Annotated in this window: 1 pseudogene; it reads left to right on the plus strand. The window is 32.3% G+C overall.

From position 1 onward, the window contains the following. Nucleotides 1-536 (plus strand): annotated as a pseudogene (locus tag B4F08_RS13395) (Fis family transcriptional regulator); the annotation flags it as partial. Nucleotides 537-637: the final 101 nt, after the last annotated feature.

A 637-nucleotide genomic window follows, 5' to 3' on the forward strand; every position in this document is an offset into this window, starting at 1 on the left:
ATCGTAATCTCAAAGAAGAAGTTAAGCTCAAAAATTTCCGTGAAGACTTATACTTCCGCTTGAATGTATTTCCCATTTACTCTCCTGCATTACGTGATCGAAAAGAAGATATCCCTCTTTTGGTTAGCCATTTTTCGAAACTGATTTGTGAAAAACGCAAAGTCAATTATTTACCTTTTTCACAAAAACATATTTTAGAATTACAACAATATGAATGGCCTGGAAATATTCGAGAGCTACAAAATGTAATTGAGCGAGCAATGATTACTGCAAAACAAGGCGCTATTTCATTTAAATATTTATTTGAACAAGATTTACTACACGGAAACAAATCATCATCTAAGAGTGCAGAAAATTTTTCAGCTCAACAGATCATAACAATCCAGCAATTAAAAGATTTAGAAATTAGAAATCTAAATTTAGCCATTAAACAATGTGATGGAAAAATCTTTGGTGAAAATGGAGCAGCAACGCTTTTAGGAATTAACCCCACTACACTCATTTCTAAACTCAAAAAACTAGGGATAAAGTATTAAGACGACGTTGCTTAAATGAAATAATTCAGTCTGCAAACCCAATTCATCCTAAATTGCAGCTTTAACTAATTTAGCTTAGGGCTTAGGAAGTTAAAGAGGAT

This window comes from Acinetobacter sp. UBA6720, assembly GCF_002454215.1.
Lineage (GTDB): Bacteria > Pseudomonadota > Gammaproteobacteria > Pseudomonadales > Moraxellaceae > Acinetobacter.